Origin of the sequence: Streptomyces sp. NPDC092370 (genome assembly GCF_044755265.1) — a bacterium.
Taxonomy (GTDB): domain Bacteria; phylum Actinomycetota; class Actinomycetes; order Streptomycetales; family Streptomycetaceae; genus Streptomyces.
The window spans coordinates 44,388-57,018 of sequence record NZ_JBIVQO010000001.1; the positions used below are offsets into that span (position 1 = coordinate 44,388).

General features: G+C 72.4%; 7 protein-coding genes. All 7 read right to left on the bottom strand.

Translation table 11 applies throughout. The features are described 5' to 3' along the window. Positions 1 to 8: 8 nt before the first annotated feature. Positions 9 to 1,844 (bottom strand): hypothetical protein, encoded by a 1,836-nt coding sequence (locus ACIQHQ_RS00175; protein WP_402608554.1) that lies wholly within the window; start codon positions 1,842 to 1,844, stop codon positions 9 to 11. Then, entirely contained in the window at positions 1,841 to 4,081 is a 2,241-nt protein-coding gene (locus ACIQHQ_RS00180) for a CDP-glycerol glycerophosphotransferase family protein (protein ID WP_402608556.1), read from the bottom strand. Before ACIQHQ_RS00180 ends, ACIQHQ_RS00175 begins: the two co-directional genes overlap by 4 nt. A gap of 8 nt (positions 4,082 to 4,089) precedes the next feature. Beyond that, positions 4,090 to 6,297 carry a CDP-glycerol glycerophosphotransferase family protein gene (locus tag ACIQHQ_RS00185; protein ID WP_402608558.1) on the bottom strand — a complete coding sequence of 736 codons (2,208 nt, stop codon included), beginning with the start codon at positions 6,295 to 6,297 and terminating at the stop codon, positions 4,090 to 4,092. Between the two features lie 163 nt (positions 6,298 to 6,460). Further along, positions 6,461 to 8,722 carry a CDP-glycerol glycerophosphotransferase family protein gene (locus ACIQHQ_RS00190; RefSeq protein ID WP_402608559.1) on the bottom strand — a complete coding sequence of 754 codons (2,262 nt, stop codon included), beginning with the start codon at positions 8,720 to 8,722 and terminating at the stop codon, positions 6,461 to 6,463. Positions 8,723 to 8,864: 142 nt separating this feature from the next. Next, the gene (locus ACIQHQ_RS00195; RefSeq protein WP_402608560.1) at positions 8,865 to 9,725 is read right to left on the bottom strand and encodes a carbohydrate ABC transporter permease; all 861 of its coding nucleotides are present in this window, start codon (positions 9,723 to 9,725) and stop codon (positions 8,865 to 8,867) included. Then, positions 9,722 to 11,068, bottom strand: a complete 1,347-nt coding sequence (locus ACIQHQ_RS00200) for a carbohydrate ABC transporter permease (protein WP_402608561.1) — start codon at positions 11,066 to 11,068, stop codon at positions 9,722 to 9,724. Before ACIQHQ_RS00200 ends, ACIQHQ_RS00195 begins: the two co-directional genes overlap by 4 nt. Positions 11,069 to 11,072: 4 nt before the next feature. Next, positions 11,073 to 12,485 carry an ABC transporter substrate-binding protein gene (locus tag ACIQHQ_RS00205; RefSeq protein WP_402608562.1) on the bottom strand — a complete coding sequence of 471 codons (1,413 nt, stop codon included), beginning with the start codon at positions 12,483 to 12,485 and terminating at the stop codon, positions 11,073 to 11,075. Between the last annotated feature and the right edge of the window lie 146 nt (positions 12,486 to 12,631).

The window sequence follows — 12,631 nt, forward strand, 5'->3', positions numbered from 1 at the left end:
GGGTCACTTCATCGGGTGAGGCCGCTACGCCCACCTGCCGGTCGGTCGCACAGCGCCTGCTGCGCCGCCGCCGGCCAGCGCGCGAAACGGAACCGCGTCCGCTCGACCGCCCCGGTGAGGTTCCGCCAGAACCGCTCGGCGGTGAGGGGCGCACGCACCGACTCCCTCAACTCGGCGAGTTCCCCGCAGCCCAGCGCGGCCCGGGCCGCCTCGACCGCCTCTGGGGGAGCCCCGGCCCGCAGCAGGTCGCGCCGCGGCGGATGCTTGGCCGCCCACTCCGCGAAGACCCAGTGATTGCGCAGGAACTTCTCGTGCCCGGGCCAGCTCCACCGCTCCAGCGCCAGATGCGCGCCGATCGGGCTGGCCAGCCCCCAGGCGTCGTTGACGTAGGCGTCCAGCGGCGCCGCCGCCCCCGTCACTCCGAGGTGACGTCCCACGATCACCACCCGGTACGGGGAGTCCGCGCGCGCCGGTGTGGCGTGCAGCCGCCGCGCGGCGTCGAAGTAGAGCAGCGTCGGCCCGGGCGCGCGCTCGGCCCGCGCCAGCATGGCGCGCCCCTCCGGCAGGGCGGGCCAGTTGGCCACCCAGGTGGCGGTGCGCACCGGGTTGTGGTCGCCGAGGCCCTCCACGTCGGAGCTGCGCACGTTGAACGAGCCGGGCGTGCTGCGCACGTCGAACGGCGTCCGCAGCGGGCTGACCGCCGCGCACAGCCACACCGCCAGCAGCGCGCTCGCGACACCCGTGAACCTGGTCGCGGGCACGACCAGCACCGGCAGGAGCAACAGGAGCAGGGCGGGCAGGATCATGCGGGCGTGCATGTAGTCGCCGCCGACCCGGACGACGTACCCGGCCAGCAGCAGACCCGCCGCGAGCGGCGCCAGCAGCACCGCGAGGGAGGCCCGGCGCGGGGCGCGCTCCCGCCGCTGCCGCCGGGCGCGGCGCACCAGCAGAGCCGCCAGCGCCCCGAGCACGGGAACGACGGGCCACAGCCAGTAGGGCCCGAGCGTCTCCTGCACATACCCGGCGCCCCGGCTCCAGTCGCTGGCGCCCGCCTCCTTGGCGATGGCCGGCAGCGGCACCAGGACCCCGTAGTACCCCGCCCGGAACACCTCGTACGCCAGCGGCACCGCTCCCGCCGAGGCCAGCACCGCCACCGTGCCCCGGCGGGAGGGCCGCAGCACCCACCACTGCGCCGCCAGGAAACATGCCGTGACCACCGCCAGATCGGGCCGGACCAGCGGACCCAGCCCGAACACGAAGGCGGCCCGGTACGTCTCCCGGGCCTCCTGACCGCGCCGGGTCCGCGTCAGCAGCCACCACGACAGGCCGGTCCAGAAGGCGCCGAGGCCGCTCTCCAGACCCGAGGTCATGTACGACCAGAACGGCGGCACGGCCAGCAGCACGAACACGCCCGCCGGGAGCAGCACTCCCGCGCCCCGGTGCAGCCGGCAGGTGGCGAACAGGGCGAACGCGAACCCGGCGGTGCTCAAGGCCAGGCCGAGACCGACCGCGAGGAACGCCGGGTCCTCCCCGGTGACCCGCGTGGCGAGCACCAGCAGCCACTGCCACAAGGTGCCGGTCGAACTCTCCGCCCGCTCCCCGACGTTGAACACGGGCCCGTTGCCCGCCAGGATCTGCCGCACCGGACGCAGGTAGATGAGCCCGTCGTCGCAGATCCAGCGGCGCCGGTAGCCCAGCACGAACAGAGCCGCCGTGGGCACGGCCACCAAGGCCGCGTGCCACCCGTGCACCCACGGCAGCCGCTCGGCGGCGGGCGGCCGGGCCGAGGCGGCCCGCTGGCCCGGCAGGGAGGGGGCGGCCTCGGGGGTCGCGGGAGTTCTCATCTCTCGATCAGCGCCTGGGGTCGGGGGCGGACGCCCTCGGTCCGGCGGGCCGCGGGCAGCAGCGCGCCACCCCGCTCGCCCAGCATCAGCAGCCGGACGACCCGCTCGGCGGCCCGCCCGTCCTCGAACTCGCAGTAGCGCTCCCGGAAGCCGGAGCGCAGCCGCGCCGCCTCCGCGTCCTGCCAGGTGCCGGACGCGAACAGCCAGGCCAGCTCCCGGTACGAGCGCGACACATGGCCCGGCGCGTCGGCCGTGATGTCGAAGTAGGCGCCCCGGCTGGCCGCGAACGCGCCCCAGTCGTCGGCGTGGACGACGATCGGGCGGTCCAGCAGGGCGTAGTCGAACATCAGGGCGGAGTAGTCGGTGACCAGCACGTCGGAGGCGAGCATCACGTCCTCCACGTGCGGCTCGTCGGTCGCGTCCACCAGCACGCCCCGCCGGTGCAGATCGGCCAGGCCGAGGCCCCGCGCGACACCCGACGCCAGCGACGGGTGCAGCCGGACGACCAGCGTGTGCCCGGGGCCCAGGTCCTCGGCGAACCGGGCCGGGTCGAACCGGTCGACATGTCCGCCCCGCCGGTAGTCGCGCCGGGTCGGCGCGTACAGCACGACCGTGTCGCCGGGCGGGATGCCGAGCCGCTCGCGCACCTCCCGGCCCCGCTCGGGCCCCGCGCCGATCAGCACGTCGTTGCGCGGGCTGCCGGTCCGCAGCGAGGTGAAGTGGCACGGATAGGCCCGCTCCCAGGCCCGTTCCGCGTGCCGCCCCGCGACCAGGCTGTAGTCCCAGCGGTCGGCCCGGCGCAGCATCTGCGGCACGTCGAAGCCGTGCCGGGCGCCCGGCTTGGTCAGCAGGTCGGCGCCCATGTACTTGAGCGGGGTGCCCTGGTGGGTGTGGATGTGGACGCTGCCGGGCCGCTTGGCGAGGGTGCCGGGCCAGTTGACGTTGTTCACCCAGTACGTGGCCCGCGCCATGACCTCGTGGTAGCGCCGCGAGCCCGGCGTCACATGGTCGACGCCGGGCGGCAGCGCCTCCACCGCGTCCTCCCGGACCACCCACACGCCCCGGAGGTGCGGGGCGATCTCGCGCGCTTTCTCGTAGATCGCCGCGGGATCACCGGACACGCCCCCGTGGTGGGTCGCCGAGTAGACGGCGAGATGCGGATCCAGGGGGCGCTTCGACTGGGCCGCGTACCAGCCGCGCAGGGCCGTCTTCGACGCCTTCTTCGCCACCCGCCGCTGCCCGCCCACGGCGGTCGCGCGCAGATTCCGCAGCCCGCGCGCCGCCGCGTACGACGCGTAGGGCGCCGAGGCCAGCAGCCGCATCTCGACCCCGCGCCAGCCGTCCGGCCGCAGGAAGCCGCCCTCCGGGAGATGACGGCGGTGGAAGGAACGGATCTCGCGGTAGAAGTCCCCCCGGTCCGCGGGCCGCACCCGGTCCTCGCGGGCCAGCACGAACAGCATGTGGTCCAGCGCCCGCTCCAGCAGCAACGGCCGCGCCCAGTCGAGGTCGGGGCGCTGCTCCAGGAACGCGAACAGCCCCTCGTACTGCGGGAAGATGTCGAAGTGCCGGCGCCCCGGCGTCTTGGTGATCGCGCCCTGCCGGCGTTGCCGGTACTCCACGCCGATCCGGTCCAGACAGGCGATGCGGTCGGCCAGCACCATCGACCGGTAGGTGACGGGCGCGTCCTCGTACAGTCCCGCCGCGTACCGAAGACCGTGCTCCAGGAAGAAGTCCCGCCGATAGGCCTTGTTCCAGGCGACCAGGAACAGGTTCAGGTACTGCGGGCTCTCCCGGATGCCGAACGTCTCCAGGCCGGCCGAGGCCAGCAGGTCCGCCGCCTCGCTGCGCCCGCCCCGGCCCCACCAGTGGGTGCGCACATGGTCGAAGACCAGGACGTCCGGGTCGTCCGTCACCGCCAGGCGGGCGGCGACGGCGGCCAGCAGGCCCGGCGTGTAAAGGTCGTCGCTGTCCAGGAAGAGGACGTAGTCGCCGGCCGCCTGTTCCAGACCGGCGTTGCGGGCCCGGCCCAGGCCGACGTTCTCGGGCAGGTGCAGCACTCGCAGCCGGGCGTCGCGGGCGGCGTACTCGTCGAGGATCGCGCCGCTGCCGTCGGGCGACCGGTCGTCGACGGCGATCACCTCGAAGTCGCCGCAGGACTGGCCGAGCACCGAGTCGAGACACTCACGCAGGAAGCCCTGCACCTTGTAGACGGGGACGATGATGCTGAAGCGGGGCACTTCTTCGGTCAGCTCCTCACGAGGGTGGCGGGGGCCGGGACGCGCTCCGCGAGCGGGATCACGGGCGGGATCGACTCGGGCGGCTCCCCCAGCAGCACCCGGCGCACGACGCGCTCGGCGGCGCGCCCGTCGTCGAACTGGCAGAAGCGCTCCCGGAAGGCGGCACGCAGGGCAGCGGCGGACGCGTCGGCGTAGGAGCCGTCGCGGAAGAGGGCCGCCAGCTCCCCGGGCGTACGGGCGACCCGGCCGGGCGGGAGTTCCATCAGGTCGAAGTAGACGCCCCGGGTCTCCCGGTAGACGTCCCAGTCGTCGGCGTACACGACGATCGGCCGGTCCAGGTTGGCGTAGTCGAACATGATCGACGAGTAGTCGGTGATCAGCGCGTCCGCGGCCAGGCACACGTCCTCGGACGAGCGGTGCCCGGTGACGTCGATGATCCGGCCGCCACCCCGGGAGGAGCCCTGGTCGTAGAAGTAGTGGGCGCGCAGCAGCACCACGTAGTCGTCGCCGATCGCCTCGCAGAACTCGGCCAGGTCCAGGCCCGACGCGAAGCCGGTGGCGTAGTCGCGGTGCGTGGGCGCGTAGAGCAGGGCCTTCTTGCCGTCGGGGACGCCCAGTTCCTTGCGGACGCGGGCGACGTCCTCGGCGGACGCCGTGCAGTAGACGTCGTTGCGCGGATAGCCGTACTCGAGGGTCTCGTGGGCGCTCGGGAACGCCCGCTCCCACATCTCGGTGGAGTGCCGGTTGGAGGTGAGGTTGTAGTCCCAGCGGTCCACCCGGGCCAGCAGCCTGGTGAAGCTGCCGGTGGCCGCGGCCACCACGGGATAGGTCGCCTGGTCGGCGCCCATCGTCTTCAGCGGCGTGCCGTGCTGCGTCTGGAGGTGGACGCTGCCGGGACGCTTGACCACGGCGTCCGCGAAGTTGGCGTTGTTGACCAGGTACCCGGCGCGGGCCAGCACCTCCCAGTACTTCCGGCTGCCGATCACCGCGTGCTCCACGTCCGGCGGCAGGCTGCCCACCGCGTCCGGCTCCACCAGGAACACCGCGCGCAGGTGCGGGGCGAGCTCGCGGGCCTTGGCGTGGATCGCCGCCGGATTGCAGGCGTAGCCGCGGCCCCAGTACGCGCAGTACACGACGAGGTTCCGGTCGAGCGGGAGGCGCAGGTGCATCGCGTACCGCAGCCGGGTGCGCAGCCCCCGGGGGCGGGGGAACAGCCCGGTGGCCCGCAGCGCACTCCGGTTGGCGGCGCGCAGGGCGTGGAAGGCCGTGTACGACCCGGAGGCGAGCAGCCGGTGCTGGACGCCGAGGCTCCCGCCGGGCGCCCGGTGGCCGGCGGGCCGGTGCTGCCGGTAGAGCGCGCTCGCCCGCCGGAAGAAGGCACGGCGGCCGGACGTCAGCCGCCGCGGATGGGCGGCCGTCTTCAGCACGGCGGCGAAGAGCTGCTCGAACAGCGGCGTCAGCCGGTCCGCCGCAAGCCCCTGCTCCACGGCCCGCGTCAGCACCAGCTCGGTCTGGTCGAGCAGCTCGGTGTGGTGCTCGCCGGGGAGGTTCAGGCGGTTCCCCTGCCGGCGCAGCAGATGCCGGACGACGACCGCGCGCAGGGCCGCCACCCGCTCCGCGCGCAGGGTGACGAGACCGCCGAAGCCGACGTCGGTGAAGTGGTTCCCGGGGAAGGCGATGCCCTGCTCGGTGAGGAAGGCCCGGCGGTAGACCGCGCTCCACGCCGGCAGTGCCACGCCCGTCAGCCGCGGGGCCCGGCCGGGGGAGAAGGCCCCGTCCGGCGTCCTGGCCAGCAGGGGGGCGACCGGGTTGGCCGGCTCGCCCTCCCACCAGGGGGTGCGCTCGTGCTCGAAGTACAGGACGTCCACCGGGGCGTCCGCGTCACCGGCCTCGGCCAGCCGGGTGTCCAGCGCCGCCAGCGCCCCCGGGACCAGGACGTCGTCGCCGTCGAGGAACAGCACATGGCCGCCGACCGCCGACCGCAGCCCGGCGTTGCGTGCCCCGGCCAGACCGGCCGACGGCGGCGAGTGCACCGGCGTCACCCGGGAGTCCCGCTCGGCGTACCCGGCGACGACGTCCGCCGCCGGCGCGTCGGGTGCGTCGCACACCGGGATCAGCTCGAAGTCGCCGAACGACTGGGCGAGGACCGAGTCCAGCGCCAGGGACAGCCGGCCCGCGACCCCATGGGACGGGACGACGATGCTGAAGCGGGGCATTCCGTCTGCTCTTTCTGTCAGGAGGCGGATCTGCTGGAGCCGGGCCGTCTCACGCGGCGCGCGGGCGTCCCGGCCGCCCGGACGGACGACAGGAGGGCGGCCGGCTGGGTGTCGGCCGCGACGGGCTGGAGGGCATGCGGACTCCCCGGAGTGGAAACCGTGGTCAGAGGCTGTCGGTGACGGCGTGGGGGCCGGCCGGCAGCGACACCGTGGTGAGCGGCTCATGGCCCAGCTCGGCCGCCGCCGAGGGCACCGGACGGCGCTCGCCGAGCGGCACGACCGGCGGCAGCTCCGACTCCCCGAGCACCACCCGGCGCACCACCCGCTCGGCGGCCCGGCCGTCGTCGTAGGTGCAGAACCGTTCGCGGAACGCCGCCCGCAGCTGGGCCGAGCGGGAGCCGCGCCAGTGACCGGTGGCGAAGATGTCGATCAGCTCGTCCTCGCCGCGTGCGACCGCGCCCGGCGGGACCTCGCGCAGGTCGAAGTACGTGCCCCGGGCCGCGTCGTACGCCTCCCAGTCGTCGGCGTGGATCACGATCGGCCGGTCCAGGTTGGCGTAGTCGAACATCAGCGAGGAGTAGTCCGTGACCAGGGCGTCCGACGCCAGGCAGAGCGACTCCACACTCGGGTGGTCGCTGACGTCGACGACCCGGCCGCAGGTGGTGGTCAGCGGGGCGTCGTAGGCGTGGTGGGCGCGGGCCAGGACGACGAAGCGCGGGCCGAGGCGCCGCGCGATCCGCTGCAGGTCGAGGGGGTGACGCTGGGAGCGGCGGTAGTCGCGGTGGGTCGGCGCGTACAGGATCGCCACCGCGCCCCGGGGGATGCCGAGGGAGGCGCGCAGCCGGGCCACGTCCGCCGGGGTCGCCGTCCGGAACACGTCGTTGCGGGGGTAGCCGTACTCCAGCGTGGTGTAGCGGCCGGGATGGACGCGTTCGTGGGTCAGCGTGGTGTGGCGGTTGGCGGACAGCACGTAGTCCCAGCGGTCGACGTCCTTCAGCAGCCGTGCGAAGTCCCGGCCGCGGGCCGCCGCGGGGCGCTCCTGGAGGTCGAGGCCGATGTGCCCCAGCGGGGTGCCGTGCCCGGTGTGGATCAGGACCTGGCCCCGGCGCTTGGCCAGACGGTCGTCGAAGCCGGTGTTGCTGACCAGGTACCGGGAGCGGGCGAGTGCCGTCCAGTAGGCGGCCGTCCCGGGGACGAGGCGGCGCGGGCCGGGCGGGATCGTGTGGTGGTGCTCGCGGCGGGCGATCCAGGACGTGCGGATGTGCGGCGCGAACTCGCGGAACGCGGCCTCCAGCGCGCCCGGGTTGCACCCGTGTCCGCGTCCCTCGTACGCGGCGAAGACGGCACGGTCGGCGCGCAGCGGCAGGCAGCGCTGGACGCGGTAGTGGGTCGTGAGGGCGGCCGACCGCAGGCCTCGCGTCAGCTTCCCGACGGCCCTGGCGGCGGCGCGGTGCACGGCCGACGCGAACTGCAGGGTGCGGTAGGTGCGGTGCAGGCCGAAGCGGATCAGGACGTGGTGGATCCGGCAGCGCAGGGGGACGGGAGCACCGGGGGTGCGGTAGCGGCGGTAGTGGGCGCGGGCCCGGCGCAGGAAGTCGGCGCGCGCGCCCCGGGGCAGCCGGTCCCGCCGGGAGTACACGATCGCCAGGTGGTGCACCATGCGGCGGAACAACACCGGCCGCCACTGGGCCAGCTCGGGACGCTCGTCGAGATGGGCGAAGACCCGGTCGTACTGCTCGAAGATGTCGAAGTGCCGCTCGCTGGTGGTGCGCAGGATGCTGCCCTGCCGCCGCTGCCGGTAGTGCACGCAGACCCGGTCGAGGGTCGCGATCGACTCGGCGGTCATCAGCACCGGATAGGTCCACGGCGTGTCCTCGTAGACGCCGGGCGGGAAGACGAACCCCTCCCGCTCGACGAACTCCCGCCGGTAGGCCTTGTTCCAGGCGACCATCAGCAGCCGCAGCAGGCCCGGCCGATCCTCCAGGCGGAACGGCGCCGGGCCCCGCTCGGTCAGCTGCAGGGCCGCCTGGTTGCGGATCGCCTCCCCCGTCCAGTAGCTGCGCGCGTAGTCGAAGACCAGCACGTCCGGCTCGCCCGTCTCCTTCAGCCGGTCGGCGATCGACCGCAGGGCGTCGGGCGTGAGGGTGTCGTCACCGTCGAGGAACAGCAGGTAGTCGCCGCTCGCGTGCGCCACGCCCGCGTTTCTCGCGCGGCCCAGTCCGACGTTCTCCGGCAGGTGGACGGGGCGTACGCGCGCGTCGCCGGCGGCGAACTCGTCGGTGATCGCGCCGCACGCGTCCGGAGAGCAGTCGTCGACGACGATCAGTTCCAGATCGGGACAGGACTGGGAGAGCACCGACTCCAGGCACTCGTGCAGGTACGCCTGAACCTGGTACGCGGGGACAATGACACTGAACCTGGGCAAGATGCCATCCATCGGTCGGCGCGGGCGTTCGGCCCGGGAACGGCCGATGGGCCGACTTGGTTACGCCGGCTACGGCATCCGGGGGAACGCGGAAGGGGCGGCCCGCCCCCGGCCCGCCCCTCCGAGTACCTTGCCGTGCGCGCTACTTGACCGCGCCCGCCATGACGCCGGACACGAACTGCCGCTGGAACGCGAAGAAGACGGCCAGCGGGACCACCATGGAGATGAACGCGCCGGGTGCCAGCACATCGATGTTGTTGCCGAACTGCCGTACCTGCGTCTGCAGCGCGACCGTGATCGGCTGGCTCCCGGAGTCCGAGAAGATCAGCGCGACCAGCATGTCGTTCCACACCCACAGGAACTGGAAGATGCCGAGCGAGGCGATCGCCGGGCCGCCGAGCGGCATCACGACACGGAAGAACAGGCGCAGTTCACCCGCCCCGTCCAGCCGCGCCGCCTCCAGCAGCTCGCGCGGGATCTCCGCGAAGAAGTTCCGCAGCAGGAACACCGCGAACGGCAGACCGAATCCGACGTGGAACAGCACCACGCCGATCACCGAGCCGAAGACGCCAATCTTGCCGAAGAGTTCGGCGATCGGGATCAGCGCGACCTGCACCGGCACGACCAACAGGCCGACCACGCCCAGGAACCACCAGTCCCGGCCCGGGAACTCCATCCAGGCGAAGGCGTAGCCCGCGAGCGAGCCGATGATCACGACCAGCAGGGTCGCCGGGACGGTGATCCACACCGTGTTCAGCAGGCTGCTGGTGATGTCGTCGTTCTCCAGCAGCTTCGCGTAGCTGTCGAAGGTGATCTGCGAGGGCTCGGTGAACACCTTCCACCAGCCGCTCGCCGCGATGTTCTCCGGCGAACGGAGACTGGCCAGCAGCAGACCGATCGTCGGCACCAGCCAGAACAGGCCGACCACGATGAGGAACACCCGCACCAGCCCGCCGCCGACCCCCTCGGCGAGCCGCGACCCCAGCGACTGCTTGGCCTTCATCGCCGCACCTCCCGCCTGAGCCGACGCACGTTGAACCACATCACCGGGATCACGAGCAGCAGCAGGAACACCGAGATGGCGCTGGCGATGCCCGGCTGGTCCTCGGAGAAGCCCTTGCGGTACAGCTCCAGCGCGAGGACGTTCGCGTCGTCCTGGGCGGATCCCGGCGCGATGATGAAGACCAGGTCGAAGATCTTCAGCACATTGATCATCAGGGTGACGATGACGACCGCGAGGACCGGCGCCAGCAGCGGCACCGTGACCCGTCTGAACACCTGCCACTCGGTCGCGCCGTCGACCCGGGCGGCCTCCAGCAGCTCCCGGGGCACCCCCGCGAGCCCGGCCGCGATCAGCACCATCGCGAAGCCCGCCCACATCCAGATGTACGAGCCGATGATGGACGGGGTGACCAGGGACGGGCCGAGCCAGTCCAGGCCGTTGTAGGGCTCCTTGAAGTTGCTCGCCGGGAGGCGCAGTTGGGCCCCGTCGGCCGCGGCGGGCAGGGTGAAGGTGCCGTCGCCGGCGGCCGTCGCCGACGCCACGACCCTGCCGTCCTTCACGGCCTCGATCTTCATGCCGGCGTAGCCGAGTTCGGCCGTGTCGACGCTGTTGAGCTTGCCGACGCCCTTGCCGCGCGTGAAGTCCTGCCAGGTCGTCCCGGTGACCTTGTCCGGCTCCGGCTTCGGCGCCACGGCGGCCTTCGCGCCGTCCGGCATCATGTCGGGCGCCACTCCCACCAGGGGCAGTGAGACCGCCTCGCCGGTGCGCACGGGCGACGTGGTGATGAACGCACCGCCGCCGGCCGGCTTAAGCGGCGAGTCCCGCCCCGGGTGGGCCTTCGGGAAGGCCGACGCCTGGGAGAACGTGTCGTGCACGCCCACCCACACCGCGTTCGCCACACCCTTGTCCGGGTCCTGGTCGTACACCAGGCGGAAGATGATGCCCGCCGCCAGCATCGAGATCGCCATCGGCATGAAGACGACCAGTTTGAACGCCGTACCCCAGCGCACCCGTTCGGTCAGCACCGCGAAGATCAGGCCGAGGGCCGTGGCGACCGTCGGCGCGAACACCACCCAGATGATGTTGTTCTTCAACGCGGTGCGGATGCCCTCGTCGGTGAAGAGGGCCTGGTAGTTGTCTATTCCGGCGAAGCCGTCACCGGACTGGTCGTAGAAACTGCGTACGACCGAGTACCCGATCGGGTACACCACGAGCGCGCCGAGCAGGACGAACGCGGGCAACAGGAACAGCGCCGCGACGGTCCTGCGGGTGCCGGTCACACTCTTGCGCGACTTGGGAGCGGCAGGGGGCTTGGTGCCCCCTGCCGCCGTCACCGACGTCATGACGTCAGTTCCCGTACGCCGCGGCCGCTTCGGTCTCCAGCTTCGCCTGCGTGCCCGCGATGTCCTTCGGGTTCTTCAGGAAGTCCTGGAGGATCTTCCACTCGCCCTTGCCGGGCGTCCCGCCGAACGCCTGCGGGGCCTGGTCGGACATGTCGAAGCGGAAGTCGTCACCGGCGTCGATGAGCGCCTTGGCGATCTTCTGCTGCACCGCGTTCGGGTACGCGGAGTTCGGCACGTTCTTGTTCGGAGAGAGGTAACCGCCCAGCTTGGCCTGGATCTGTGCCGCGTCCGGCGAGGCGAGCCAGGTGGCCAGGGCCTGCGACCCCTTCGAGTCCTGAAGGATCACGGCCGCGTCGCCGCCCGAGACCACCGGTCCGTTGTCACCGACCGCCGGGAACGGGAACACCTTCGCGTCCGTGCCGATCTTCATGTTCTCCGGGATGTTGACCTGCGCGAAGTCACCCGCGGCCACCATGGCGGCCTTGGGCTGGTCCCCGCCGGTGAAGACCTGCGTGACGGACGCCGGGAAGTCGGTCTGCAACGCCCCGTTCGCCCCGCCCGCGATGTACTCCGGCTTGCCCCAGACCTGCGCGAGCGTGGTCAGCGCGTCCTTCACGGACGGGTCCGTCCACTTGATCTCGTGCTTGGCCAGCTGGTCGTACTTCTCCGGCCCGGCCTGCGAGAGGTACACGTTCTCGAACCAGTCGGTCAGCGTCCAGCCCTCGGCGCCGCCGACGGAGAACGGGGTGACGCCGGAGTCGTAGACCGTCTGCGCGGTCTTGAGCAGATCCGGCCAGGTCTCGGGCTCGCTCGCCCCGGCGTTCTCGAAGACCTGGTTGTTGTACCAGATCAGGGACTTGTTGGCGGCCTTGTAGTAGACGCCGTACTGCTTGCCGCCGACCTTGCCGATGTCCTGCCAGCCCTGCGAGTAGTTCTCGCCGAGCTCCTTGAGGGCGTCGGCGCCGAGGGGCTTGGCCCAGCCCCGGTCGACGGCCTGCTTGATGGCGCCCGGCTGCGGCAGCATCGCGATGTCCGGCGGCTGCCCGCCGGCCACCTTCGAGCCGATGAAGTTGATGATCGGGTCCTGAGCGGGCACGAACGTGACCTTGGCGCCCGTGCGCTTCTCGAACTCCGCCAGGACCTTCTTGAAGTTGGCCTGTTCCGTGCCGCTCCACACGGCGGCGATCTCCAGGCTCGTCCCGTCCAGCTTCGGAAGGTTGACGCTGTTGGCGGTCTCCTCGCTGTCGCCCGTGCTTCCACTGGTGTCCTTGTCGCTGCCTCCGCAGGCGGAGAGCGAGAGCGCGAGCGCTCCCGCGGCGACGGCGGCCGCGGCCTTGACGGCTCTGCGGTGCTGGGGGGTCGCCTTGTCCCGCTCGGGCGACCAGCGTGTCCGGATGGTGCTGCTCGTCATGCGCATGACTGCCCCGTTCTTCGTTCCTCGTCGAACGTCGAGCGCGCTCCCGTGCGATCTGGTCTACGCCCGGGTGTGCGGGGGCGGCAAGATGGCGTCGGCTGTCAAGCGGGGGATCGTGACTCCCTCGTGACCAGGGACGCGGCCCCATG

What these genes read in the sequence shown, in the direction of transcription:
- ACIQHQ_RS00175 (WP_402608554.1), bottom strand. Translation starts at nt 1,844, where the DNA reads ATGAGAACTCCCGCGACCCCCGAGGCCGCCCCCTCCCTGCCGGGCCAG.
- ACIQHQ_RS00185 (WP_402608558.1), bottom strand. Translation starts at nt 6,297, where the DNA reads ATGCCCCGCTTCAGCATCGTCGTCCCGTCCCATGGGGTCGCGGGCCGG.
- ACIQHQ_RS00195 (WP_402608560.1), bottom strand. Translation starts at nt 9,725, where the DNA reads ATGAAGGCCAAGCAGTCGCTGGGGTCGCGGCTCGCCGAGGGGGTCGGC.
- ACIQHQ_RS00200 (WP_402608561.1), bottom strand. Translation starts at nt 11,068, where the DNA reads ATGACGTCGGTGACGGCGGCAGGGGGCACCAAGCCCCCTGCCGCTCCC.
- ACIQHQ_RS00205 (WP_402608562.1), bottom strand. Translation starts at nt 12,485, where the DNA reads ATGCGCATGACGAGCAGCACCATCCGGACACGCTGGTCGCCCGAGCGG.